Origin of the sequence: Nocardia sp. 2TAF39, from assembly GCF_052114905.1 — a bacterium.
Lineage (GTDB): Bacteria > Actinomycetota > Actinomycetes > Mycobacteriales > Mycobacteriaceae > Nocardia.
Map to the genome: position 1 here is coordinate 1 of NZ_JBFRFQ010000059.1, position 23,503 is coordinate 23,503.

General features: G+C 66.6%; 23 protein-coding genes. 14 read left to right on the forward strand and 9 right to left on the reverse strand.

Annotated elements, in window-relative coordinates; genetic code table 11:
* Positions 1-243 precede the first annotated feature (243 nt).
* Together AB4Z47_RS27280 and AB4Z47_RS27285 are read right to left on the reverse strand one after the other, a co-directional pair.
* Positions 244-849, reverse strand: a complete 606-nt coding sequence (locus tag AB4Z47_RS27280; protein ID WP_441954971.1) for a DUF1003 domain-containing protein — start codon at positions 847-849, stop codon at positions 244-246.
* Positions 842-2,128, reverse strand: a complete 1,287-nt coding sequence (locus tag AB4Z47_RS27285; protein WP_441954973.1) for a magnesium transporter MgtE N-terminal domain-containing protein — start codon at positions 2,126-2,128, stop codon at positions 842-844. Before AB4Z47_RS27285 ends, AB4Z47_RS27280 begins: the two co-directional genes overlap by 8 nt.
* Before the next feature lie 63 nt (positions 2,129-2,191).
* Here AB4Z47_RS27285 and AB4Z47_RS27290 point away from each other — a divergent pair, with 63 nt between their 5' ends.
* From AB4Z47_RS27290 to AB4Z47_RS27300, 3 genes are read left to right on the forward strand one after another with little or no spacing between them, the layout of a single operon-like run.
* Positions 2,192-3,148, forward strand: coding sequence for an HpcH/HpaI aldolase/citrate lyase family protein (locus tag AB4Z47_RS27290; protein WP_441954975.1), 957 nt, complete (start codon positions 2,192-2,194; stop codon positions 3,146-3,148).
* A gap of 12 nt (positions 3,149-3,160) precedes the next feature.
* Positions 3,161-3,652: a general stress protein gene (locus AB4Z47_RS27295; protein WP_441954977.1), complete on the forward strand. Its 492-nt coding sequence runs from the start codon at positions 3,161-3,163 to the stop codon at positions 3,650-3,652.
* Between the two features lie 3 nt (positions 3,653-3,655).
* Positions 3,656-4,237, forward strand: a complete 582-nt coding sequence (locus tag AB4Z47_RS27300) for a suppressor of fused domain protein (protein ID WP_441954979.1) — start codon at positions 3,656-3,658, stop codon at positions 4,235-4,237.
* A gap of 12 nt (positions 4,238-4,249) precedes the next feature.
* On the opposite strand, the gene AB4Z47_RS27305 is transcribed toward AB4Z47_RS27300, so the two are convergent.
* Positions 4,250-5,332 (reverse strand): magnesium and cobalt transport protein CorA, encoded by a 1,083-nt coding sequence (locus tag AB4Z47_RS27305; protein WP_441955031.1) that lies wholly within the window; start codon positions 5,330-5,332, stop codon positions 4,250-4,252.
* Positions 5,333-5,385: 53 nt separating this feature from the next.
* Here AB4Z47_RS27305 and AB4Z47_RS27310 point away from each other — a divergent pair, with 53 nt between their 5' ends.
* The 4 genes from AB4Z47_RS27310 (at position 5,386) to AB4Z47_RS27325 (ending at position 9,792) form a co-directional block, all read left to right on the forward strand.
* The gene (locus AB4Z47_RS27310) at positions 5,386-6,240 is read left to right on the forward strand and encodes a PHP domain-containing protein (protein ID WP_441954981.1); all 855 of its coding nucleotides are present in this window, start codon (positions 5,386-5,388) and stop codon (positions 6,238-6,240) included.
* A gap of 50 nt (positions 6,241-6,290) precedes the next feature.
* A complete protein-coding gene (locus tag AB4Z47_RS27315; protein WP_441954983.1) occupies positions 6,291-6,503 on the forward strand; it encodes a hypothetical protein in 213 nt (70 codons plus the stop codon).
* A gap of 49 nt (positions 6,504-6,552) precedes the next feature.
* Positions 6,553-8,115, forward strand: a complete 1,563-nt coding sequence (locus AB4Z47_RS27320; RefSeq protein ID WP_441954985.1) for an FAD-binding protein — start codon at positions 6,553-6,555, stop codon at positions 8,113-8,115.
* Positions 8,116-8,595: 480 nt separating this feature from the next.
* On the forward strand, positions 8,596-9,792 hold the full coding sequence (locus AB4Z47_RS27325) for an NAD(P)-dependent malic enzyme (RefSeq protein WP_441954987.1): 1,197 nt from the start codon (positions 8,596-8,598) through the stop codon (positions 9,790-9,792).
* A 97-nt stretch (positions 9,793-9,889) separates the two neighbouring features.
* Here the strand turns inward: AB4Z47_RS27325 and AB4Z47_RS27330 are convergent, their stop codons facing one another.
* From AB4Z47_RS27330 to AB4Z47_RS27345, 4 genes are read right to left on the reverse strand one after another with little or no spacing between them, the layout of a single operon-like run.
* Complete coding sequence (locus tag AB4Z47_RS27330) at positions 9,890-10,606, reverse strand: ABC transporter permease (RefSeq protein ID WP_441954989.1); 717 nt, start codon at positions 10,604-10,606, stop codon at positions 9,890-9,892.
* Positions 10,603-11,271, reverse strand: a complete 669-nt coding sequence (locus tag AB4Z47_RS27335) for an ABC transporter permease (protein WP_441954991.1) — start codon at positions 11,269-11,271, stop codon at positions 10,603-10,605. The genes AB4Z47_RS27330 and AB4Z47_RS27335 overlap by 4 nt, the downstream gene beginning before the upstream one ends.
* A gap of 34 nt (positions 11,272-11,305) precedes the next feature.
* On the reverse strand, positions 11,306-12,454 hold the full coding sequence (locus AB4Z47_RS27340; RefSeq protein ID WP_441954993.1) for an ABC transporter ATP-binding protein: 1,149 nt from the start codon (positions 12,452-12,454) through the stop codon (positions 11,306-11,308).
* An 11-nt stretch (positions 12,455-12,465) separates the two neighbouring features.
* Positions 12,466-13,398: an ABC transporter substrate-binding protein gene (locus AB4Z47_RS27345; RefSeq protein WP_441955033.1), complete on the reverse strand. Its 933-nt coding sequence runs from the start codon at positions 13,396-13,398 to the stop codon at positions 12,466-12,468.
* A 196-nt stretch (positions 13,399-13,594) separates the two neighbouring features.
* On the opposite strand from AB4Z47_RS27345, the gene AB4Z47_RS27350 reads away from it, so the two are divergent.
* The 3 genes from AB4Z47_RS27350 to AB4Z47_RS27360 all read left to right on the forward strand — a co-directional run bounded on the left by AB4Z47_RS27350 (position 13,595) and on the right by AB4Z47_RS27360 (position 17,139).
* Positions 13,595-14,488, forward strand: a complete 894-nt coding sequence (locus tag AB4Z47_RS27350) for a glycine betaine ABC transporter substrate-binding protein (protein ID WP_441954995.1) — start codon at positions 13,595-13,597, stop codon at positions 14,486-14,488.
* Positions 14,489-14,935: 447 nt separating this feature from the next.
* Positions 14,936-15,646: a PadR family transcriptional regulator gene (locus AB4Z47_RS27355; RefSeq protein WP_441954997.1), complete on the forward strand. Its 711-nt coding sequence runs from the start codon at positions 14,936-14,938 to the stop codon at positions 15,644-15,646.
* A gap of 11 nt (positions 15,647-15,657) precedes the next feature.
* Positions 15,658-17,139, forward strand: a complete 1,482-nt coding sequence (locus AB4Z47_RS27360) for a DHA2 family efflux MFS transporter permease subunit (RefSeq protein ID WP_441954999.1) — start codon at positions 15,658-15,660, stop codon at positions 17,137-17,139.
* A gap of 124 nt (positions 17,140-17,263) precedes the next feature.
* Here the strand turns inward: AB4Z47_RS27360 and AB4Z47_RS27365 are convergent, their stop codons facing one another.
* Positions 17,264-18,469 carry a M20 metallopeptidase family protein gene (locus tag AB4Z47_RS27365; RefSeq protein ID WP_441955001.1) on the reverse strand — a complete coding sequence of 402 codons (1,206 nt, stop codon included), beginning with the start codon at positions 18,467-18,469 and terminating at the stop codon, positions 17,264-17,266.
* Positions 18,470-18,910: 441 nt separating this feature from the next.
* Entirely contained in the window at positions 18,911-19,168 is a 258-nt protein-coding gene (locus AB4Z47_RS27370) for a hypothetical protein (protein ID WP_441955003.1), read from the reverse strand.
* Positions 19,169-19,638: 470 nt separating this feature from the next.
* Between AB4Z47_RS27370 and AB4Z47_RS27375 the strand changes: the two genes are divergently transcribed.
* The 4 genes from AB4Z47_RS27375 (at position 19,639) to AB4Z47_RS27390 (ending at position 23,491) form a co-directional block, all read left to right on the forward strand.
* Positions 19,639-19,770: a hypothetical protein gene (locus AB4Z47_RS27375; RefSeq protein WP_441955005.1), complete on the forward strand. Its 132-nt coding sequence runs from the start codon at positions 19,639-19,641 to the stop codon at positions 19,768-19,770.
* 41 nt (positions 19,771-19,811) lie between these two features.
* The gene (locus AB4Z47_RS27380; protein ID WP_441955007.1) at positions 19,812-21,104 is read left to right on the forward strand and encodes a cytochrome P450; all 1,293 of its coding nucleotides are present in this window, start codon (positions 19,812-19,814) and stop codon (positions 21,102-21,104) included.
* A gap of 303 nt (positions 21,105-21,407) precedes the next feature.
* Positions 21,408-22,853 carry a UbiD family decarboxylase gene (locus AB4Z47_RS27385; protein ID WP_441955009.1) on the forward strand — a complete coding sequence of 482 codons (1,446 nt, stop codon included), beginning with the start codon at positions 21,408-21,410 and terminating at the stop codon, positions 22,851-22,853.
* Entirely contained in the window at positions 22,853-23,491 is a 639-nt protein-coding gene (locus tag AB4Z47_RS27390) for a UbiX family flavin prenyltransferase (protein ID WP_441955011.1), read from the forward strand. The genes AB4Z47_RS27385 and AB4Z47_RS27390 overlap by 1 nt, the downstream gene beginning before the upstream one ends.
* Positions 23,492-23,503 lie beyond the last annotated feature (12 nt).

Below are 23,503 nucleotides of genomic sequence, written 5' to 3' on the forward strand. Positions count from 1 at the left end.
CCACCCGCCGACGCCAACAACGCCCCCGGTGGCCGCACCACCGACGACGGATCCGCCGCCGAACCACTCACCACCACACCAGCAACAACCAAGGCCGAGACGGTTATCGGAGCTGAAATACGCATTCGGCCACACCATCCTCGACGTCGCGGGGAGCGGTTGTCCGGGAGATCCCGGCCCGGGCCGCTCAGGACAACGCTGTCCAGGTTACCCACCGGTCAGATGATTGTTCGGTATTTTCGGTCAATCATCGGCGGCGGGCGGTGAAGCCGGAATCGCGGACTGTTTTCGGCCGGAGGTTTTCTTTCGAGCGGACTTTTCCGGGTGCGTCTCCTGGTCCCGAGATTCGGCGACCTCGATCCGGTCCAAAATCTCCTTCATCTCTTCCAATTCGCGGCGCAAGTAGTCGCGCGTGGCCACTTCGCCGACCGCGAGGCGTAATGCCGCGAGTTCGCGGGCGAGAAACTCGGTGTCCGCCTTGGTCTGTGCGGCCCGCATCCGGTCCTCCTCCAGCGCCACCCGGTCGCGGTTGTCCTGCCGGTTCTGCGCGAGCAGGATCAGCGGCGCGGCATAGGCGGCCTGGGTGGAGAACGCCAGATTCAACAGGATGAACGGATATGGGTCCCACTGCAGCGCGACCACGAACACGTTGAGCGCGAGCCAGACCATCACGACGATCGTCTGGATCGCCAGATAGCGCCCGGTGCCGAGGAACCGCGCCACCCGCTCGCTGGTGCGGGCCAGTGCCTCGGCGTCCCAGTCCAACCGGAACCGGGTTTCCATGGGCGTCTCCAGGCGCTGACGCGCGCTGCTGTAGCCGAGCCCCCGTGCCGGGTCCTTGTCACTCATGCCCAGGCACCCCTTCGTGCATCTCTTCTTGGTCGCGCCAGTTGTCCGGTAGCAGATGATCGAGCACGTCGTCGACGCTGACCGCGCCGAGCAGGTGGTTCTCCTCGTCCACCACCGGCCCGCAGACCAGGTTGTAGGTCGCGAAGTAGCGGGTCACCGCGGCCAGCGGGACGTCGGGGCGCAGCGGCGCGAGGTCGGCGTCGAGGATGCCGCCGACCAGATGGGCAGGCGGTTCCCGCAGTAGCTGCTGGATGTGCACCGATCCCAGGTAGCGGCCGGTCGGCGTCGCCGTGGGCGGACGGACTACGAAGACCATCGAGGCCAGCGCGGGGGTCAGATCGGGATTGCGCACCCGTGCCAGTGCCTCGGCCACCGTGGTGGCCGGTGTCAGAATGACCGGCTTCGGGGTCATCAGACCGCCCGCGCTGTAAGGGGAGTGCTCGAGCAACCTGCGGACCGGCTCGGATTCTTCCGGATCCATCAGGGCGAGCAGCGATTCGGCCTCGCCCTCGGGCAGCTCGCCGAGCAGGTCGGCGGCGTCGTCGGGGTCCATCGCCTCCAGCACGTCGGCCGCCCTGCGCACCTCCAGATGGCTGAGCAGTTCGACCTGCTCGTCGTCGGGCAGCTCCTGCACGACGTCGGCGAGGCGTTCGTCGTCGAGCGCGACGGACACCTCGACGCGCCGTTTCTCCGGCAGCTCGCGCAGCAGATGCGCGACGTCGGCCGCGCGCAACCCCTCGAACTGCTCCAGCAGCTGGGTGACGTCCTGTCCCGGCCTGCCGATTTCGTACGGGGTCAGGCCGGACACCATTGTCCAGTCGACCACGTGCACGGTGCGGCGGCGCCCCAGTCTGCGGTGGCCGCGCACCGCGACCCTCGTGACCAGCCAGTCCCTGGTGCGGGTCTGCTCGATGCCGAGATCGACCACGTGCACGTCCACCCCGTCGAGGTCCGGCAGATCCGGGTCGTGCACCCGCACCGTGGAATCCACGATCTGCGCCAGCGCGAGCATTTCGCCGGGGCGCTGGGTGAACCGACGCAGGCTGACCGTTCCGGTGTTCAGCGTGACGACGCCGGGCTCGATCGCGGTGACCCGCAGGATCGGCACGAAAATGCGCCGCCGCGTGGGTAATTCGACGACGAGACCGTGCACCCGGGGTTGCTGACGGTCGTACCGGATGGCCACGACGACGTCGCGGATCCGGCCGATAGACTCGCCGTCCGGTCCCAACACCACCAGGCCGGCCAGCCTGGCGACGTACACCCTGGTAGCTGCCATGCTGTCAGGCTAGAGGTTCGCGGGCGGATGCTCGCACCGCGCCACCATCGACGGGAGTGATCAATGAAGCCGCGCCGTTCGGTGCTCGCCTGTCCCGGCAGCAACAAGAAGATGATCGACAAGGCCAAGCGGCTGCCCGTCGACGAGGTGTTTCTCGATCTGGAGGACGCGGTCGCGCCGGACGCCAAGTCCGAGGCGCGCGCGAACATCGTGGCGGCGCTGAACGACTCCGGGTGGGGAGCGCAGCTGCGAGTGGTCCGGGTGAACGACTGGAGCACCGCATGGACCTACGCCGACGTGATCTCCGTGGTCGAGGGCGCGGGCGCGGCGCTGGACGCGATCCTGCTGCCCAAGGTGACCGACGCGGGCCAGGTGCGCGCCCTCGACCTGCTGCTGACCCAGCTGGAGAAGGCCTGCGGCCTCGAGGTCGGGCGCATCGGCATCGAGCCGCAAATCGAGAACGCGCTCGGCCTGCGCAACATCGACGAGATCGCCACCGCGAGCCTCCGGGTGCAGACCCTGGTCTTCGGCCCGGCCGACTTCATGGCCAGCATCAACATGCGCACCCTGGTGGTCGGCGAACAGCCGGAGGGCTACGACACCGGTGATGCCTACCACCACATCCTGATGACCATTCTGCTCGCCGCCCGCGCGCACGGACTGCAGGCGATCGACGGCCCGTACCTGCAGATTCGCGACGTAGAGGGCTTCCGGCGGGCGGCCGCGCGCACCGCCGCGCTCGGCTTCGACGGCAAATGGGTGCTGCATCCCGGCCAGATCGAGGCGGCGAACGAGATCTTCAGCCCGCGCCAGGCGGACTACGATCGCGCCGAACTGATTCTGGACGCGTACGCCTTCCACACCTCGGCGGCGGGGGGTGCGCGGGGCGCGGTGATGCTCGGCGACGAGATGATCGATGAGGCGAGCGCCAAGATGGCGCAGGTGATCGCGCGGCAGGGCCGCGCCGCCGGAATGACGCGCACCACGCGTTTCACACCACCAGAGCAGCGGTCGGAATAGCAGAATAGAGAGATGACGAATCCCTTGGGGAACTCGAACCGCGCTCGGCAAGGCCTGCCGACGCCGCCCACCGGCTGGCCGGTCGGCTCCTACCCGACCTACGCCGAGGCGCAGAAGGCGGTGGATTACCTGGCCGACAACCAATTCCCGGTGCAGGACGTGACCATCGTCGGCGTCGACCTGATGCAGGTCGAGCGGGTCCTCTACCGGCTGACGTGGGGCAAGGTCATCGGCGGCGGCGTGGTGTCCGGTGCCTGGCTCGGCCTGTTCCTCGGTCTGCTGCTGAGTCTGTTCACCACGAGTGGCGCGCTGGGTCCGCTGCTCGTCGGCCTGATCGGCGGCATCATCTTCGGCGTCATCTCGACATCGATTCCGTACGCGGCGACCAGAGGGCAGCGCGATTTCGCGTCCACGATGCAGTTGGTTGCGGGGCGCTATGACGTGCTGTGCGACCCGAAGTCGGCTGAACAGGCGCGCGACCTGCTCGCGCGGCTGGCCATCTGACGCATGGAAGTGACGGAGGCGGTCCGCACCGGGGTGTTGGGCCATTTCGGGGTGGATGCGGCGGGCGTCGATTCGGCGTCGGTGACGTTTCTCGGCTTGGAACCGATCGAGATCCTGCGCATCGTCGAGGGCGATCTGGTGCACTACGCCACGCTGGGCGGGTCCCGGCATCCAATGGGCGATCCCACGGCGCTGCACGCGGATCCGGTGCGTGGGCCGCGCGCCGAACTGGTGTTGACCCTGCGGTCCGGAGTGGGCGCGAGCTCGGGACTGGCCAAGTCGCTGGGTGTGCTCGCCGCCGCGCCCGCGGTGGAAGGCGTTGTGCTGCAGGCGGATGCGCTGATGGACCTGAATGAGCCGATGTGGCGCAACGCGCCGTTCACCGCGGTCCTACTCGGCGGCAGTGACATTCCCGACGTGGTGCTGCCCGATCCGGCCGAGCCGGTGCGGTACTTCGCTGTGACGCCGGTGACCGCTACCGAGGCAGCGTGGGTGCGGGTACGCGGCGCGCAGGCACTGCGGGACGCGTGGCAGGAGGCGGGCATCGACGTGCGCGATCCGGAACGGGGCGCCGCGAGCCTGTGAGCTGGTGTCGGGCTACAGCCACTTGTTGCGGCGGAAGATGACGAGCAGGCCCGTGCATATGGTGACGATGAGCAGCCAAACCGCCGGATAACCCCAGACCTGGTGCAGTTCCCACATGTGATCGAAGTTCATGCCGTAGATACCCGCGATCATCGTCGGCACGGCCGCGATCGCGACCCACGCCGAGATCTTGCGCATGTCGGTGTTTTGCTGCACGCCGATCTTGGCCAGCGCGGCGCTGATCAGCGCACTGAGCGCCTCGTCGAAGTCGTTGATGCGCTCCGCGACGGTGGTGTGGCGCTCGGCTACGTCACGCAGATAGCGCCGAACCTCCTTGGACATCGGCAGATCCGGTTTGTGGCTGAGCAGTTGCAGCGGCGCGGCGAGCGGATTCACCGCGCGCCGGAGCTCGACGACCTCGCGCTTGAGCTGGTAGATCGATTCGACGGTGACCGTGCTGCGCGGGGTGAAGACTTCCTCTTCCATCGCGTCGATGTCGTTCTCGACCGACTGGGCCACCTCGAGGTAGGAGTCGACCACCCGATCGGCGATCGCGTGCAATACGGCGCCGGGACCGAGCGACAACTGGGCCGGGTCCTCCTCCAAGGCCTTTCGCACCTCGGCTAGGCCCGAGTGTTCCCCGTGCCGCACCGTGACGACGAAATCGGGGCCGGTGAACACGACGATCTCGCCGGTCTCCACGATCTCGCTGACGCTGTCCATTTCATGCTCGACGTAGCTCACCGTGCGCAACACCAGCAGCAGCAAATCGTCGTAGCGTTCCAGCTTCGGCCGCTGGTGGGTCTTCAGCGCGTTCTCCACGGCCAGTTGGTGCAGTCCGAATGTGGTGGCGATGTCGGCCATCTGGGTCCGATCCGGATCGTGCACACCGACCCAGACGTATCCGTTTCCCTTGTCGCGGACCTCTGCCAGCGCCTTCTCGTGGCTGAACCGGCCGGGCAACCGCTTGCCGTCCACGTACACCGCGCAGTCGACGATCGCACGGGCCGTCGGCACCGTAGGTACTCGCGGCGGAGTCGGCGTCCTGCCGTATCCGCGAAATGACAGCGGGGAAAAGGAGGGCACGGAGACGATGCTACGTCGCCTGCGCGTGCGGGAACGGATCCGCGAACTGTAAGACTGGGGGCGTGCGCATCGACCTGCATACCCATTCGACGGCGTCCGACGGTACCGACACTCCGGCCGAATTGGTACGGAATGCGGCCGCCGCGGGCTTGGACGTCGTCGCGATTACCGACCACGACACGACGGCCGGATGGGCGGAGGCAGTCGACGCGTTGCCGAAAGGGATGACGCTGGTCCGCGGGATGGAGATGTCCTGCGTCGGGCTCGGCGCGGACGGCTGGCCGGTTCCTGTGCATTTGCTCGCCTACCTGTTCGACCCGACCGATCGTTGTTTCGCCGATGAACGCGAGCGGCTGCGCGCCGAGCGGGTCGAGCGCCTGCGTGCCATGGCGGAGCGGATGGCGGCCGACGGACTGCCGATCGACCCCGACGCCGTGCTTGCCTCGGCCGGGCCGTCCGCGGGCCGTCCGCATCTGGCGCGCGCCCTGGTGGCGGCGGGCGTGGTGGCGAGCGTAGACGCCGCATTCACCGAGCTGCTCGCCCCACACGGCCGGTATTACGCGGAGAAGGCCGACACGCCGCTGCATCGCGCGGTCGAGATGATCGCCACCGCCGGTGGGGTGAGCGTGCTCGCGCACACCAGGGCGCGCAAGCGGGGCAGGTTGCTCGCGCTCTCGGACATCCGCGAGCTGGCCACCCTGGGGCTGGGCGGTCTGGAGATCGATCATCCCGACCACTCGGCGGCCGATCGTGCGCTGCTGACCGACTTGGCCGCCGAACTCGGTCTGCTCACCACCGGCTCGTCGGACTACCACGGCGCGAACAAGACCATCCGGCTCGGTGAATTCACCACCGACGCCGTCCAATTCGAGGAATTGGTCGGCAAGGCGACCGGGGTGCCGGTGATCGCCTCGTGAGAGTGGTGCGTGGGCTCAGCGGAATCGTTGCCGCGGGCACCTTCGCACTCATGCTCGTCGTGGTCGGCGCCTCGGTGATTGCGGACCGGCGCGGGTTCCCAGGACCCGGCGGGGAGTCGGTGACCTGGCATGTTGTGATCGCCGCGATTGCCGTCGCGGCGCAGATGTATTCGGACAGGCGTCGAGGTTTCCCGGCCTTTTCCGGATCCGGGCTTGTATTCGTCGTGGCCGGCGTATTGCTATGGACACAATGGTGGAGCTGAGATCGCGGTATTGGTTGCGGCCGGGTGAATTGTGGCCGAACATTTCTCTATGAGTGAACTCGAGACGGACGTACTGGTTCTCGGCGGTGGCCCCGCCGGGAGCTGGGCGGCCGTCTCGGCCGCCGCCGCTGGGGCCGGTGTCGTGCTCGCCGACAAAGCGCGATGCGGCTCGAGCGGGCCGACGGCGTTCGGCACCACGTCGCTGTGGAACATTCCGCCGGGGCCTGCGCGGGACGAGGCGGTGCAACGTGGGTACGCGCACGGCGGCGGGCTCGGGGATCCGGAGTGGATGCATCGCGTGTTGGCGGAGACCTACCAGCGGGTGGAACAGCTGGCGCGGTGGGGCCATCGGTTTCCCGGCGAGGCATCGGGCGGCGCGGCGCGGCGGGTGTACCTGGACGGCGCGGGCTACCTGCGTCGTATGCGTCGCGGTGTGCTCGCTGCCGGAGTCCGGATTCTCGACCATCATCCCGCGCTGCAACTGCTCGTCGATCGCGACGGAGTGGTGTCCGGGGCGAGCGGATTACGGCAGCACAACGGCTTTCGACGCTGGACCGTTCGCGCGGGCGCGGTCGTGGTCGCCACCGGTGGCTGCGCGTTCCTGTCCGGCGGCGCGGGTACCGGAGTGGACACCGGTGACGGGCTGCTCTTCGCCGTCGAGGCGGGCGCCGAACTATCCGGCATGGAGTTTTCCAACGCCTACGGCCTGACCCCGCTCCCGCTCCCACACAATAGAACACCTGCCATGCGCTCGAGTTCCACACCGGATCTGGCGCTGCATTTCGCCACCTTCTACGACGAATCCGGCGCTGTGCTCGACGGGCATCGGTCGGCGGCCTTCGCGGCCATCGCCAACGGTCGCCAGGTGTACGCCGCACTCGATGACATCCCGGATTCCCTGCGCAGCTGGCTGATACGGCAGCAGGTGGTCGATCGCACCGGGCGGGTGCCGTTGCAAGCCGTGCTGGAGGGCACTGTGCGCGGCACCGGGGGACTGTTGGTGACCGGACCGGATTGCGCTACCACCGTCGCCGGGCTCTACGCCGCCGGCGACGTCACCAGCCGGGAGTCGATCACCGGCGCGATCAGCGGGTTCGGCGGCCAGGGCGGCGCGTGGGCTGTCGCCTCCGGCGTGTGGGCGGGCGCGGCAGCTGCGAAGTTCGCGCGTGCCGCGGACCGGCATGTGTCTGCCTGGGAGGTGCCGGGCGCGGGGCTGAATGCCGTGGCGCGGATCGACCCGAGGGCTGTGGTCGGGTTGGTGCAGGAGCACACCCTGCCACTGCGCCGCAGCTACTGGCGCAGCGCAGGCAGCCTGCACGACAGCATCGCCGAACTCGACGCGATGTGGCCCGGCGCGGAATTCGATCTCGGCGGAAGCGGTGTGGACCGGCTGCGCGCCAGGCAGGCCGCCGCGCTGCTCGCGGTAGCGCGGTACACGAAGTACAGCGCGCTGATGCGGACCGAGAGTCGCGGCATGCACCGCCGCACCGATCACCCCGGTGCGGCCGAGAACTGGCGGGTGCGGCTGACGTGCGGGGGGATTCGTAGCGTATGGGTGCGTCCGGATGTCGCGGGGACAGCATCGGGAGAGGCGCGGGACATCGTCGCATAGGCGCCCAGCTCTCACACCGGCTCGGTGCCGCATGGTGCGACAGCTCACCGGGCGGCGGCCGTAGGATGCGAGTTTCCGCTCACCTCAGGGCAATTCCGCGGCCTTACCGTGGGCTGACGGCGCGCGACACGGCCCAGGGCATTCCAGGTTTGGCAACTTCCCTCCCGGGCTGGCAGAATGTGCGGATTCCTTACTTACGCCACCGCCGGGTAGGGGAGCTACGGAGATCTCCGCCTCGCGACGCACGTCACGACCCGAGGATCACGCCGCATGTTCTGTCCGGACCACCCGTCCGGTTCTTGCTACGCGCATCAGTGCCGTGACACATCATCAAAATGTCGGCAAGCCGTGTTCGTTTTGCTCGCAGCCACCTCGAAACATCCCGGTGAGTGCATTCGATGAGCGCGGTGAATCGACTGATACCTATTACCCGGTGGTAACCGTCCCCCGGTTTAGCCCGACCCGAGCAGGAGTGAAATCGTGTCACCTGTGACTGACGCACCGAATGCCACCGCAAACCTTTCCGAAATCACACACGACGAAATTTTCGCGGGTCATCTCGGCGGCAAACTTTCGGTCGAACTCAGCGCGCCCCTGGAGACCCAGCGCGACCTCTCGATCGCCTACACGCCGGGTGTCGCCCAAGTCAGCCGCGCGATCGCGCAGGAGGAGGCGCTGGCCAAGCGCTACACCTGGACCGATCGGCTGGTGGTCGTGGTCAGTGACGGCACCGCTGTGCTCGGCCTCGGTGACATCGGCCCGCGCGCCTCGCTGCCGGTGATGGAGGGCAAGGCCGCGCTGTTCAAGAAGTTCGCCGGCCTGAACTCGATCCCGATCGTGCTGGACACCAAGGACGTCGACGAGATCGTCGAAACGCTGATCCGCCTGCGTCCGAGTTTCGGCGCAGTGAACCTGGAGGACATCTCCGCGCCGCGCTGCTTCGAGATCGAGAAGCGAGTCATCGAAGCGCTGGACTGCCCGGTCATGCACGACGACCAGCACGGCACCGCGATCGTGGTACTTGCCGCCCTCAACGGCGCGGCCAAGGTGCAGGGCCGCGACATCGAGGGCCTGAAGGTCGTGGTGTCCGGCGCGGGCGCGGCCGGTGTCGCGTGCACGAACATCCTGCTCGCCGCAGGCGTCCTGGACGTTACCGTGCTGGACTCGCGGGGCATCGTCAGCAAGGACCGCGGTGACCTCAACGAGGTGAAGGCCGAGCTGGCCACCCGCACCAACCCGCGCGCCCTCACCGGAGGTGCCGCCGAAGCGCTGGCGGGCGCCGACGTGTTCCTCGGCTTGTCCGCCGGCCTGATCGACGAGGAGCTCATCGCTTCGATGGCGCCGGAGTCGATAGTGTTCGCCATGTCCAACCCCGACCCGGAGATCCACCCCGAGGTGGCGCGCAAGTACGCCTCGATCGTTGCCACCGGCCGCAGTGACTTCCCGAACCAGATCAACAACGTGCTGGCGTTCCCCGGCGTCTTCAAGGGCGCGCTGGACGCGGGCGCTCGCCGGATCACCGAGGGCATGAAGATCGCCGCCGCCAACGCCATCCTCGGCGTCGTCGCCGACGAACTGGGCCCCGAGAAGATCGTCCCCAGCCCGCTGGACCCCCGGGTCGCCCCAGCCGTCGCTCAGGCCGTCGCCGCCGCTGCCCGCGCCGAGGGCGTCGCCTGACCGGATTCTCCGCGTATCGAGACCAAGGCGCCCCGCTCGAATCGAGCGGGGCGCCTTGGTCGTTCGTATCGAATCCGATGCGTTGCGGCCGGCAGAGTCAGTCCGCGGTTCGTAAGTCGACTGCGGGAGCGACGGCCAGTCGGGGTGATCGGCGCAGGCGGCCGGTCCCGGGTGCGCCGGCCCACACCGTGAATGCGAGCAAGCCGTCGAGCAGCATCGCGAGCACCGCCACTAGGAGGGCGCCGACCAGAACGCGGTCGTAGCGGTAGAGGCTGATGCCGTCGAAGATGTAGCGGCCGAGCCCGCCGAGGTTGACGTAGGCGGCGATGGTCGCGGTGGCGACCACCTGGAGGGTGGCGCCACGCAGGCCGGTGAGCAGGATGGGTAGGGCGTTGGGCACTTCCACGCGGAACAGGATCTGGCGTTCGGTCATGCCCATGGCGCGCGAGGCGTCGACGACATCGTCGGGGACATTGGCGATCCCGGCGTAGGCGCCGGCCAGCAGCGGCGGGATGCCGACTGTGACCAGGGCCAGCAGGGGCGGGATCAGGCCGAGACCGAGCAGCAGCACCAGGAAGGTCAGCAGACCGAGTGTCGGCAGGGCGCGCATGGCGTTGGCGAAGCCGACCAGCACCGCCGCTCCACGCCTGGTGTGGCCGATGACCAAGCCGAGCGGTACCGCGATCACCGCGGAGATGGCGATGGTCAGGAAGCTGTACCAGAGGTGCTGAGCGATCCTGATGCCGATGCCCGCTGGGCCGTTCCAGTTCGCACCGTCGGTGAGGTAGTGCCACGCGTCGAGGAAAAGGTTCATGCGGCAGCGGCTTTCGCTTTCGAGGTCCTGGCATCGGCGCGCACCCACGGTGTCGACCAGCGTCCGAGCGCGTACACCACTCGGTCGGCGATCAATGCGAGCGCCAGTGTCACGATGATGCCCGCGATGATCTCGTCCGGGTAGTCACGCTGATACCCCTGGGTGAACAGCTTGCCGAGCCCACCGACGCCGATCAGCGCGCCGACCGACACCATGGCGATGTTGGTGACCACCACAACCCGCAGGCTGGACACGAACACCGGGACGGCCAGTGGCATGTCGACGGTGAGTGTGCGCCGCAGCGAGCCGAAGCCGACCGCGTCGGCCGCGTCGAGCACGGTGGCGGGCACCGAATCCAGGGCGGCGGGGACCGCGATCACCAGCAGCGCCGTCGAGTAGATGGTGAGCGCGATGATCACGTTCAGCGGATCGATGGCCGAAATCCCCACCAGCGGAGGGATGATCACGAACAGCGCCAGCGAAGGGATGGTGTAGGCCAGGCTCGCCACGGTCACCGTGGCCCGCCGCAGCAACGACACGTGGCGCACCAGCGCGCCGACCGGAATCGCGATCACCAACGCCAGCAGCAGCGGCACCAGCGCGAGGTACAGATGGGTTCCGGTGAAACCCATGATCTCCGAGAAGTTGTCGACGAGATACTTCATGCCGTCCTCCGGATCTCGGGCATCCGGCCGCCGCTCACCGCGCTTCCTGTTCGAAGAAGTGCCGGTTGCGTTCGGCGTCCTCGTCCGCGCGCTGGCTCGCCAACTGCCGCACCACCTCGGTGGCCAGTACACCGCCGCGGACCGCACCCGAATCGTCCACGGCGACACCGATTCCGGATGGTGAGGAGATCGCGGCGTCCAGCGCCTGGCGCAGGTCCCCGGCCGGGGTGAACAGCGAGCCGCCCGCGGACATGCTGTCGGCGAGCGGACGTCCGGAGCGCAGCGCTTCGACGCCGGTCACGTCTACCCAGCCGATCGGCTTGCTGGTCGCGTCGACCACCAGCACCCATTCCCCGCGGTCGAGCCGTAGCCCGCTCACCTCCTCGGCCACCGCCATCCGGATCTCCTGCAGCGCAACGTCGTCGGCGATACGGAAGGACAAGCCCCGATACCCGCGGTCGCGACCGACGAAATCGGCGACGAAATCGGTGGCAGGCTGGGCGAGCAGATGCTGCGGCGGGTCGTGTTGCTGCAACACTCCGCCGCGGCCGAACACCGCTACCCGGTCACCGAGGGTGATCGCCTCGTCGATGTCGTGCGTGACGAACACGATGGTCTTGTGCAATTCGGCTTGCAGTCTTTGCATTTCGACTTGCAATTCGGCACGCACCACCGGGTCGACCGCACTGAATGGCTCGTCCATCAGCAGAACCGGCGGGTCGGCGGCCAGCGCGCGCGCCACACCCACGCGTTGCTGCTGACCGCCGGACAGCTGCGCCGGATACCGCCCGGCCAGTGACCGGTCCAGACCGACCCGGTCCAGTACCTCGAGCGCCGCGGCCCGCGCCGCACGGCGAGAGTCGCCGCGCAGCACCGGAACGGTGGCCACGTTGTCGACGACCGTGCGATGCGGCAGCAGCCCGCCGCTTTGGATCACGTACCCGATACCGAGGCGCAGCCGCACCGGGTCGATCGTCGAAATATCTTGTCCGGCAACGGTGATCGTGCCGGAGCTGGGGGTGATCATCCGGTTGATCATCCGCATCGAGGTGGTCTTGCCGCAGCCGGACGGCCCGACGAACACGGTGAACGAACCGGATTCGATACGCAGATCGAGGTCGGTGACGGCGTGGGTGCCGTTCGGATAGGTCTTGCTGATTCCGGAGAACTCGATATCGGACAACGCTGTTTCTCCTACCCGTTCGGCCTGTTCAGCCCCTGGGCAGCCACCCAGGCCACGGTCGCGGCCTTGGGCTCGGTCTTGCTGGTGCCCGAGACGGCCTCGTTCAGCTTGATCAACTCGGCGGTGGTCAGCTTGGCCGACGCCGCATTCAGTGCGTCGAGCGCCTTGTCCGACTTCTTGGCCGCATTGATCAGCGGGACGATGTTCTGCGCCGGGAAGTTGTGCTTCGGATCCGCCAAGACCACCAGGTCGTTCTGCACGATGGCGGGCGAGGTGGTGAAGATATTGGCGGCGGTCACCTGGCCATCCACCAGCGCGCGCACCGTGGCGGGACCGCCGCCGTCGGCGATCGGCACGAAGTTGTTCGAGGCGATGTCGAGGCCGTAGTTCTTCTTCAGACCGGGCAGACCGACCGGACGCTCCTGGAATTCGGCGGGCGCGCCGAAGGTCACCTCGGCCGAATGCGCGGCAAGGTCCGCGATAGTGCGCAAGTTCCAGCGTTGGGCGGTGGCGCGGGTCACGACGACGGCGTCGGAGTCCTCGCCAGGCGCCGGAGTGCCGATGGCCAGGTCGGAGCCGATCGCCTTGCCGAGCGCGCTGTCCACGTCGGCGGCGGTGGTCGCGGTCGAGTTCTTGTCCAGGTATTGCAGCAGGTTGCCGGTGTACTCGGGGATCACCGAGATGGCGCACTGCCGCAGCGCCGGGATATAAGCCTCCCGGCTGCCGATGTTGAGCTTGGTGTCGACGGTGAATCCGTTCACCCGCAACACCTCCGCGTACACGTTGGCGATGGTCTCGGACTCCGGGAAGTTCGCTGAACCGACGATCAACCCGTCGCCTTCGCAGCTACCCTTGGCCCCGAGCGGATCGGAATTGCCACAGGCGGACAGGACCATCGCGACGGCGAGGGCCGCGGCGGCGGCAAGGACGCGCGAGGCGCGCAACACGACGCGCAGCGCGGAGCGCCCGTGCCTGGCGGCATCGGAGGTGCGGGTGGATTTCACGAGAGTCCTTCCGGCATGGCGGGCGGTGCGCGGTCTGGGGGCCGAGCGTCCACCGGTACATTCTGGGTGTCCATACTGCCCGCTTCCGGGTGTTCCTGTTGGTTGAGTCGGTCCGTCGGAGAGTTGGTGTCGCCGTATGATGTTGACCACGTCGGTGCGGATGGTCGCTCGATTTCTGGCGATCGCGGCCGTCACGCTGGTCGTATCCTGCGGGAACGACGATTCCGGGCCGCAGATCACGGTCGGCGCGGGTGATTCGGTGGAGTCCGCTGTACTCGCCGAAATCTATGCGGGCGCGCTGGCGCGCACGGGCGCGCGGACCGCGGTCGAATCGCATTTGGGTGGTCGCCCGGATTACCTGGCCGCGCTCGACGCGGGTCGGGTCGAGGTGGTGGGGGAGCACACCGGCGCGCTGCTCGCTCATCTCGACGAGCATGCGGCCGATCGCCAGCCCGCGAAGGTGGCGAGCGCGCTGAGCGCCGCGCTGCCCGAAGGACTGCTGGTATCCGACCTCGCGGACGGCGCCGAGCTGCGGCCGCGGGTGCTATTGACCGAGCAGGCGGCGGCCCGCGACAACGTGCGATCCGTCGGCGATCTCGCGCCGCGCTGCGGTGGGCTTACCGCCGGCGTGGCGTCCGCGCCCGGACTGCTGCCGCTTCCGGCCGGGCTCGATCGGGTCGCCGGATGCGACTTCGCGGCGACCGCGGCGTTTCCGGATCCGGCCGCGCTGCGAAGGGCGTTGCTGGACGGGCAGGTCCAAGTCGGTGTGCTGACCGGTCCACCCGAGCTCGCCCCCGGCGCGACCGACGGGCTTGCCACCCTGTCCGACGACGACTATGCGCTGCGCGCCGAGAACGTGCTGCCGCTGTTCCGCAAGGGGCTGCTCGACCAACGGCAGATCAAGAAGCTGAATTATGTCGCGGGCGAACTCAGGACCGAGGATCTGGCTGTCATGATCCGGCGGGTCCGCGACGATGGTGCCGCGCCGGGCGAGGTCGCGCGCGCCTGGTTGGACGAGCACGCGCTGTAGGTCCGGGATATCCCCGGGCGCATGATCCGATAGTCTCCGGACTCCTTCGACGAGCCGTCGAGCGAGCCGCTGGAGGTCACGACGGTCGCCAACCGTTGTGGCGACGAGTCATCGGCCTGTTCGCCTCTGTAGGTGCGCTGTGTCTGCTCTACCGTGCACGACTCCGTTCAGCGCCGTTGTCGAGTCTGTTGCTGGTACCAGCCGTCGCGAGTGCCCGCCTGAACTGAGCTGGCCGGTGTTCCTCTGCCGTCGTGCGGGCAAAGTCCGTGTTCCGACTCGCTTTCCGCAAGCTCGCAGGGCTTGCGGCCCACTTATTCCACACCGTATATTCCACATGGAATATTAAGTATGGAGTATGCCGGAGGCCGGGCTGCTGTCCGTGTCGCGAGGCGACGCTCGGCTCGTCGATGACCGAAGCCAGAGCGAGTTGCGGGAGGTGACCAGACATTGGGGCAGCAGGCGTATCCACCCGTGACGCCATTGGCGATCGCTGTGCTCGCACTGCTCGAGGAGCGGCCCATGCATCCGTACGAGATGTATCAGCTGCTGATCGCACGCCGGGAGGACAAGCTGGTCAAGGTGCGGCCCGGCTCGCTGTACCACACCGTCACCCGGCTGGCGGCCCACGAGCTGGTCCGCTCCGAAGGTGTCGACCGAGCGGGCAACCGGCCCGAACGCACCACTTACCGGATCACCGCGCGTGGCAGGGACGCGTTGCGCAACCGGATCGCGGAGATCGTGCGGCGGCCCATCCCGGAATATCCGATGTTCCCGGTGGCGCTCGGGGAGCTGCACAATCTCCCCAAGCACGACGTGCTCGCGCTGCTGCGTGAACGAGTCGCCCGGCTGGAGGCCGAACTCGCCGACACCGACAGGATGGTCGCCTGGGCCGACGAGCATGCCGTCCCGCGTCGTTACTGGATCTCACTCCCGTTTCTGCGTGCGATGCTCGCCGCCGAAGTCGCGTGGGTTCACGAGTTCATCGCCGAGCTGGACTCCGGCGCAGTCGAATGGGAGGACTTCGACCCCGCGACCGGCGTGCGGACGTCCGATCACGACCACACGTGGTCGACCGCCGACTCCGCCGTGCCGCCCGTGCCGCGCAAGGAGACGGCGAACTCCGCCACCAGCATTCGCTTATCGGAAAATCCGAGTTAGGAACGAAACCCGTGTCCACACAACGCAATCCGTGGTTCGCGCTGGCCGCGCTCGTCGTCGGCTTCTTCATGATCCTGCTGGACATGACGATCGTCGCGGTCGCCAATCCCGCGATCATGACGAACCTGCACGCCGATATCTCCCAGGTGATCTGGGTGACCAGCGCCTACCTGCTCACCTACGCGGTGCCGCTGCTGGTCACCGGCAGGCTCGGTGACCGCTTCGGCCCCAAGAACATCTACCTGATCGGTCTCGCGGTATTCACCGCCGCGTCGCTGTGGTGCGGTCTGTCCGGCACCATCGGCATGCTGATCGCCGCGCGTGCCGTGCAGGGCATCGGTGCCGCGCTGATGACGCCGCAGACCATGGCGGTGATCACCAGGACCTTCCCGCCGGATCGGCGCGGCGCGGCCATGGGTCTGTGGGGCGGCGTCGCGGGCCTGGCCACCCTGGTCGGCCCGATCCTCGGCGGCGTTCTGGTCGACGGCCTCGGCTGGGAGTGGATCTTCATCGTGAACGTCCCGGTCGGCATCATCGCCTTCACGCTGGCCGTCTGGCTGGTGCCCGCGTTGCCGACCCATGAGCACAAGTTCGACATTCCCGGTGTCGTGCTCAGCGGAATCGGCATGTTCCTGCTGGTGTTCGGCATCCAGGAGGGCAACAGCTACGACTGGTCGCCGCGTATCTGGCTGACGATCGGCGCAGGCGTGCTCATGCTCGCGGCGTTCTTGGTCAACCTGGGGCGCAGCACCGGTGAGCCGCTGCTGCCGCTGAGCCTGTTCCGTGATCGCAACTACGCACTGTCCACCGCCGCCATCGCCGCGATGGGCGGGGCAGTGACGTCGCTGATGCTGCCGTCGTTCTTCTACCTGCAGGCCGTGCGGGAGATGTCGCCGACCGAGTCCGCGCTCGTGTTCGCACCGATGGCGATCGTGACCGGCGTGGCCGCCCCGCTGATCGGCAAATTCGCCGACAAGCTGCACCCGAGGATCGTGCCCACCATCGGATTCACCCTGTTCGCGCTATCGGTTTTCTGCTTCTCCGCGCTGATGAAACCGGACTCCTCGCTGGCCCTGTTCCTGGTGTCGGCAGGTCTGGCGGGCTTCGCCAACGCCTGCATCTGGGCACCGCTGGCGGCCACCGCCACGCACAACCTCCCGGTGCAGCAGGCCGGTGCGGGCGCGGGTGTCTACAACACCACCCGTCAGGTGGGTTCGGTGCTGGGCAGCGCGGCGATCAGCGCCTTGATTGCCGCCAGGATGTCGGCGAACGGACTCGGCGGAGGCAAGGTCGCCGAGGGCGGCGCGGGCCAGGGCCCGATCCCTGAGTTCGTGAAGGATTCTTTCAGCACCGCGCTGGGCCAGTCCACCCTGCTCCCCGCAGGTATCCTGCTCATCGGCGTCGTAGCTTCGGCGCTGTTCATCCGGCATGGAAAGCCGGCACCGGCAGGACCGCGGGAAGATCGAGCCAAGGCAGATTCGCTGACGAGCTGAATCCACGAACCCATGCCCCGCAAGCCATTTGCTCGCGGGGCACACCACTGCTGCCTCCCCTCGACGGATTCCCTCGCCGAAACGGGCCTCACCTCGGGCCGATAAACCCATGAGTACGAACTCATTAACCGGTCAACCGAGCCATGGCGAACCCGGACAGTAACGCGGTAACCTCTGGCAGTATTGCCTCATCGAATCGGGCCAGTGGAGAGTGGTTCCCCGGCGCCCGATCGGGATCCGCCTCCGGCGGACAAGCGCCGAACAGCAGCATTGCACCGGGCACGGCGTCCAGCACCAAGGAGAAGTCCTCCGATGCGTTGACCGGGTGTGGCGCTGTGGCATATCGCTGCTCGCCCAGCAATTCGCGAACCACACCAGCGGTGAATTCGACCTCGCTGGCGTCGTTGACTGTTGCTGAAAACTCTGGTTTGAACTGAATGTCGACATCGACACCATGCGTCATGGCCAAGCCTTTCAGGCAGCGAGTGAATATCTCTCGCAATCTCGACTCTGAATCAGAGGAGAACGTGCGGACGGTCGCTTCGAATGATGCGACCTCTGGGATGATGTTGTGACGAGTACCCGCATGTAACGTGCCGACGGTAAGTACGACTGGATCGAACACGTTGAAATTCCGGGTAACCGCAGTCTGCAGTGCGCCGATCATCTCGGCAATTGCAGTGATCGGGTCTCTCGTCTTGTCCGGCATCGCACCGTGTCCACCCGGGCCGGAGACCGAAACCTCGAGCCTGTAAGCAGCGGCCAGCACTACTCCGGGACGGCTGACCACCAGACCGTTAGGAGACTGGCTAGCCGAAACGTGAATAGCATAGGCATGGTCGGCCCTTCGTCCCGAAGCGTCGAGCACTCCTTCTCGGATCATTGCTTCGGCGCCTTGCCATCCTTCTTCACCGGGTTGAAACATGAATACCACGTCGCCGGAGAGCCGGTTTCTCTGTGCGGCCAGTAGTCGCGCGGCGCCCACCAACGCAGTTGTATGCAGATCGTGGCCACAGGCGTGCATCGCGCCGTTCGTCGCGGCGAAGTCTTCACCGGACTGCTCGTGGATTGGCAGCGCATCCATGTCACCGCGCAAGAGAACTGTGCTTCGCTTGCCGCTCGACGGAGACTCGGCTGTTCCGTGGAGTACTGCCGTGATCGAGGTACTTTCGATCCCGGTAGATAGTTCCAGCGGAAGCCCGTCCAGTGCGTTGAGAACTTTTTCCTGAGTTTTCGACAGAGAAAGGCCGACCTCTGGCTCGCGGTGTATTTCTCGGCGTAGCTGCCTGAGATATGTACTCATTTCACGAGCGTCATCCAAGAGGTCCATAATGTATCTCCTCGTGTCCGTCTGCGCTATCTTGTGAGCGTTCCGCGTTACCAGGGATCTTCACACCCAAAGTTGGTGGAGTCCAGGGGCGATCGCAGTGTCGGATGGCCCGAGGAGATTGCGCGCTCGGGCCACCGGACTTGATGGTGAGGATGAAGTGGCCGCTGGCGTCGGCGATCATCCGGGTGGTGTCGCGCCCAGTGCACGGCGTCGGCGGTGGTGACGCACCCACGATGTCCAAGCACGTCAGAAGTGCCTGCAGACAGGGTATTTCGTTGGTTTCGCGTCGACGGCGACCTGTGGAGCGTGACCGGCATGCCGGCATGGTGCGGCTGGTGGATGCACCAGGTTCCGCGATGTCGCGTGCCACGCAGGGTCTTGCCTCGAACGCGATCACTCACTTGCGGCGGATGCTGACGCGCAGCCACATCCACACGCCGACTACCTCGTCGAAGATGTCGGCGGCACCTGGTGCGGCGGCCTACGGATCGTCGTTTCCGTCGGCTCCCGGCCCGCCGCGCCCAGCTGCACCGTGATGTCGACAGCCACGTCATGAGCCCACTGGGTGATCGCGGCGAACGACCGCGCGCCGGTCGGCGTCGCCGCCGGCACCACGGCCGGCACGGTGCCGACCCGATTGCGGACTCCGCGTCGCTCGGGTGGATCACCGACCATCTTCAGCACCTCCAGCAATCCCACAGGAATCAGCGATCCAGTGCAGGATCGTCGTCCGCCTCTTCCGGGCACGGCCGGGCCGGGTATCGGCGAGCAGGACAGGAGATGATGACAACGCGGGCACGGCAACGACTTTCGGCACGGGCTGGCATGGTGACCGAGATCGTTACCGCAAGCGGCCGTGCCCGCCGGAGAAGACACGACGAAATCCCAGGTAAAGCCCTCATCTCACAACTCTGCCGATGCCCCGGGGCCACCCGGTCCTGAGAACGATCGAGTGCGGTTGAGCAACTCCTGGATGTTCTCGGGGAAGGTCGAAGACCGAGTCCTAGGTCCTGGCACAGTGGTTCGGGAAAGAAGAGCTCGCAAGTGTTGTAGGGGGGCGATAGTCGCGATACCCTGTAGGCCCCCATCACGAGCACGTGTGATATGTGAGCGAGGCTGCCACGTAGCAACACTCACCTGGGGTCTTTGGTGAGACGGAGGACAAGATCATGGATGCTGTGCCAGCTGCTGCGGAGGTCGAGCGCACGGAACTCCCCACGTGGGAATACGGGTGGGGGGTGACCGACGGTCCTGGGGTGCCGGAAGGCCTGTTCGTCGAGGACTCGGTCGGCCACGACTGATCGGTCAGATCAATAGGTATTGTGTCGAATAGGTGTTGTTGGTGGACACCTCGAGCGCGCAGACGGGTCGTCAGGAATGCGGGTGGATGTCTCTGCTGCGCGCTCCCGAGACCCGTCCGTTGCCACGCTGTTGGTGGTACGACGACTCCACGTTGGTGATCGTCGATGCCGCCCTCGCCGAGGAGGTATTGCGTGCTCCTCGGGGAACCTACATTTTGCCGAGCAGATTTTACGTCGATACGGCTGATGGCTCCGGCGGCGGGCGAACATCGACCGAGCTGCCGCCCGGCCGAGCTACGGTGCAATCCTGGATGACGCCGGCGTGGACGGCTGCGTCCGTGCGCAAGCTCGCGCCGGCGATGGTGGCCGCGGCCGATGAGGCCCTTGACGCTCATCCACCGACGGCGACTGGTTGGCCTGCCCTGGAGGGAGCGCTGGAACTCAGCTCCCGGTTGGCAGCATTGCTCTGCCTGGGACCTGACGCCGATCTGGTGACTGGTCTGCACACCACCATGCGCGCGGCCGCTCCCGGTGTCGTGCGTGGCGTCGGCCGACCTGATGACCCCGATGCGAAGGCCCGCTTTGCACAGGCTGCGGCCGAGATCGGATCCCGGGTTCAGCGTGCCGTCGACCGGCGACGCGGCGGTGTCGACGTCGACAGTCCCGATCTGTTGTCGACCCTGCTGACCGCCGCACACAAACGTGGCCATACCGATCTACGCAGCGTGGTTTTTGCGGTGGCACATGCCCTGTGGCGAGTGGAGACCGGTCCCGGCCTTGTCACCGCGTGGATGTTGCACGAACTCGCAAAGCACCCTGACCACCAGACTCGGCTCCGTCAGGAAGCTCTCGCTGTTCTCGGCAGTAGTGGGACGCCCGAAGCGCTCAACCCGACCGACTTGATTTCCACCGGCCACGCCATGCATGAGACTCTGCGTCTCTACCCGACCGCATGGATCCAGGGGTGGGTTGCTTGCCAGGCGGTCGACATCGGTGACCAACACCTGGAGCCGGGGATGCAGGTACGCATCGCCGTGTACCCCATCCAACGCGACCCTGCCAACTACCTCGACCCCAATGCTTTTCGGCCGCAGCGCTGGGCCGACCCAGACCTGGCTGGACCCGCTAATGCCTTCCTGCCGTTCTCGCTGGGGACCAGTTACTGCAAGGGGACCCATTGGGTACACGCCGTCGCCACCTTGTCCACTGCGGCTGTGCTGCGCCGCTACCGACTGGTTCCCGCTCGAGGTGCTCAGGTCATCGAGCAGTTCACCTCACACCTGCAACCCATCGGGCTGTCCCTGGATACCATCCAGTTACCTATCAGCAATTAGGGGCTGCGCATTTACCGGTGGAGAGCACTACCGCCGCCGCGCAGGCCTTGTCACACATAGCGCGGGCGGCATCTACCGGGCCGACGTGCTGCGCGCACCAGACGTACCGGCCCCGTTGGACGGCGGCCTCGGGGTGCTCGAACGGCGGAGCGAGTTGAACGAGGAGCTGCGCGCGGGAGCCGGTCGACAACGGCCAGATCGTCCTGCCCCTCCGCTATCCACATGCTTGTTACCGGCGGGGCGTCGACGCTCTTCGTTGCCATCGCGGCATCATCATCGCTCCGCCTCGGACGGAAGGACGACATGCAGGATCTACGGGACTACATCGAGCAGCTCGAACGGCGAGAGCAACTGCTCCGGGTCACCGCCGAGGTCGACTGGAACCAAGAGCTCGGTGCCATCACACGGCTGGCTTGTGAACGACGAGCACCTGCACCGCTTTTCGAAAGTATCAAGGGATATCCGGGGCACCGTGTCCTAGGGGTGGCGATGGGGCCGGACTCGCCATCGTTGTTCGGTCGGGTGGCCACGGCACTCGAACGCCCCATGGACACTCACCCGCTGGACCTGATCGAGTCGATTCGGACGAAGCTGAGCAAGCCAGTCGAGCCGGTTGTCGTCGATCGCGATTCCGCCCCCTGCAAGGAGACAATCCACCGGGGGGATGACGCCAACCTGCTGGATCTGCCAGTGCCGTGGATCAAGTCGATCGACGGCGGACGTTATGTCGGGACGTCGTGCATCGTTGTGACCAAGGATCCGGACACCGGTTGGACGAACTGGGGCACCTATCGGTGCATGGTGCACGACGAGCGCAGCTTCGGCATCCTGCTGCTGCCGAGCGAGCAGCACGGCGGCGGAATTCTGGAGCGGTACAAGTCTGCCGGCAAGCCCATGCCCATCGCTGTCGTGATCGGCGCCGATCCGCACTCCAGCCTGGCAGCGATGACGCCCTTCGAAAAAGGGGTGAGTGAGTCCGCTATGGCGGGCGCGCTGAAAGGATCCCCGGTTTCCCTCGTCGAGTGTGAAACCAGTGATCTTCTCGTCCCGGCAACCGCGGAGTTCGTCATCGAGGCGGAAGTGCATCCTGGCGATCTCGCCATGGAAGGACCTTTCGGCGAGTACACCGGTCACGCCGCGCACAGCGGTCTGAGCCCGGTCGCCAGGGTCTCGTGCATCACCCACCGAGCGAACCCGATCTTCACGATGGCTAATCCGAGCAAGCCGTACGACGACAACGGAACGCCGATGTCACTGATGGTCAGCGCCTTGATCAAGAGCCGGCTGGAAGCCGCCGGTGTGCCGGGTGCATCCGTCTTCCTTCCGTCCCCACCGATTGTCACCGTAGTTTCCGCCAAGGCACGTCCTGGCCTCGCAAAGCGTGTCTTCGCTTCGGTGTTCTCCGGTTACCGGATGTTCTCCTCGGGTTTGGTCCTGGTGGACGATGACGTCGACATCACCGACATGGACCAAGTTTGGTGGGCGATCGCGACCCGGTTGCACCCGGACCGTTTCGAAGTGGTCCGGAGGCTTCCCGTGACGAACCCGCTCTTGCCGCACCTGACGCCAGAAGAGCGCAGCACGTGGGAGAACAGTGCGTGGATCATGGATGCAACCTTCCCCACAAGCTGGTCTTCGGAGTACCGCCACAAACACACCCGGGTGGTCGACTTCGCGGACGGCTGGACCGAAGAGATTCAGCGACTCGTTCTCGGTCGCTGGGCTGAATACGGTTACGGACAGCGGTGATGCGCGAGCAACGACTGATCGTCGCGATGACCGGGGCAACGGGAGCCATCATCGGGATCCGCCTGCTCGAGGCGCTGCGGGACCTCGAGATCGAGGTGCATCTGGTACTCAGCGAGTGGGCGAAGCGCACGATCAGGATCGAGACCGACTACTCCGTGCCAGATGTGCTGGCTCTCGCCCACCGGCACTACCAGCATTCGAACCAAGCAGCGCCGATCTCGAGCGGTTCGTTCCGAACCGACGGGATGATCATCGCTCCCTGCAGCATGAACACGCTGGCCGCGATCGCTCATGGTCTGTCGGAGAACTTGATCGCGCGGGCAGCCGACGTGACGCTCAAGGAACGGCGGAGGCTCGTGATCGTGCCCCGGGAAACCCCGCTCAGCTCCATCCACTTGCGAAACATGCTCTCCCTCAGTGACGCGGGAGCGTCGGTGGTGCCACCCGTTCCGGCCTTCTACAACCTCCCGCAGTCGGTAGATGACCTTGTCATGCACATCGTCGCGCGGGTGCTCGACCAGTTCGGTATCGACAACGAGCTCACTTCTCGCTGGGGCGTACCGACCGCTGTGGCCGATGGGGGCGCTCGCCACGTGGTGTCCGGGGTCGAGGAAGCGGCGGACAACGGTTATCGCTGAGAATGATCATGG

Coding starts and splice junctions, on each gene's coding strand:
- AB4Z47_RS27390 (WP_441955011.1), top strand. CDS start 22,853: ATGCGCGAGCAACGACTGATCGTCGCGATGACCGGGGCAACGGGAGCC.
- AB4Z47_RS27285 (WP_441954973.1), bottom strand. CDS start 2,128: ATGGCAGCTACCAGGGTGTACGTCGCCAGGCTGGCCGGCCTGGTGGTG.
- AB4Z47_RS27350 (WP_441954995.1), top strand. CDS start 13,595: ATGATGTTGACCACGTCGGTGCGGATGGTCGCTCGATTTCTGGCGATC.
- AB4Z47_RS27300 (WP_441954979.1), top strand. CDS start 3,656: ATGGAAGTGACGGAGGCGGTCCGCACCGGGGTGTTGGGCCATTTCGGG.
- AB4Z47_RS27330 (WP_441954989.1), bottom strand. CDS start 10,606: ATGAACCTTTTCCTCGACGCGTGGCACTACCTCACCGACGGTGCGAAC.
- AB4Z47_RS27335 (WP_441954991.1), bottom strand. CDS start 11,271: ATGAAGTATCTCGTCGACAACTTCTCGGAGATCATGGGTTTCACCGGA.
- AB4Z47_RS27365 (WP_441955001.1), bottom strand. CDS start 18,469: ATGGACCTCTTGGATGACGCTCGTGAAATGAGTACATATCTCAGGCAG.
- AB4Z47_RS27320 (WP_441954985.1), top strand. CDS start 6,553: ATGAGTGAACTCGAGACGGACGTACTGGTTCTCGGCGGTGGCCCCGCC.
- AB4Z47_RS27295 (WP_441954977.1), top strand. CDS start 3,161: ATGACGAATCCCTTGGGGAACTCGAACCGCGCTCGGCAAGGCCTGCCG.
- AB4Z47_RS27375 (WP_441955005.1), top strand. CDS start 19,639: ATGGATGCTGTGCCAGCTGCTGCGGAGGTCGAGCGCACGGAACTCCCC.
- AB4Z47_RS27385 (WP_441955009.1), top strand. CDS start 21,408: ATGCAGGATCTACGGGACTACATCGAGCAGCTCGAACGGCGAGAGCAA.
- AB4Z47_RS27280 (WP_441954971.1), bottom strand. CDS start 849: ATGAGTGACAAGGACCCGGCACGGGGGCTCGGCTACAGCAGCGCGCGT.
- AB4Z47_RS27315 (WP_441954983.1), top strand. CDS start 6,291: ATGCTCGTCGTGGTCGGCGCCTCGGTGATTGCGGACCGGCGCGGGTTC.
- AB4Z47_RS27290 (WP_441954975.1), top strand. CDS start 2,192: ATGAAGCCGCGCCGTTCGGTGCTCGCCTGTCCCGGCAGCAACAAGAAG.